At 66.8% G+C, this 536-nt stretch carries 1 protein-coding gene; it reads left to right on the forward strand.

What is annotated here, in order from left to right; translation table 11 throughout:
- Nucleotides 1–342: hypothetical protein (locus tag AC1DZC_RS20340; RefSeq protein WP_477044550.1), on the forward strand; the 342-nt coding region annotated here is incomplete at its 5' end.
- Nucleotides 343–536 lie beyond the last annotated feature (194 nt).

The following is a 536-nucleotide window of genomic DNA, read 5'->3' on the forward strand; positions in this document are numbered from 1 at the left end:
GCGGTCGGCACCATCGGCAAGCGCCCGGTCGGGCTGCCCGACCACCTGTTCAACCTCAACCTCAACTGGCGCACGCCGATGCTCGAGGGCCTGTCGCTCGACGCCGCCCTGTTCCACCGCGGCACCGTCGCCGCGCGGATCGACAACCTGGTGATCATCCCCTCCCGCGCGCAGCTCAACCTGGGCGGGCGGTACCAGTTCAAACTGGCGGGCAAATCAGCGACCTTCCGGCTGCAGGCGGGCAATATCTTCGACCAGCAGGGGTTCGGCACGAACGGGCCGGGAGTCTATGCGGCGAACAGCGGGCGGTATCTGACGGGGTATCTGGCGGTGGATGTTTGAGCGCGCGGTCAGACGTGGCTTCGCCAGGTTCGATACATCGGGAAATGACGCTTCGAAGAAAGTTTCGCCGCGACCAGCCGGACGTAGCGGAGCAAGGCTGGCGCGCGACTCCCGCCAATTGAACCGGCAAAGCCGACACCCAGACCGGCGGGCCCCGCTCCTCCCGCCGATCCGCGAGCATTAGCGGCAGATAC

The sequence above is a fragment of the Cellulomonas sp. P2_B4 genome, assembly GCF_056404795.1.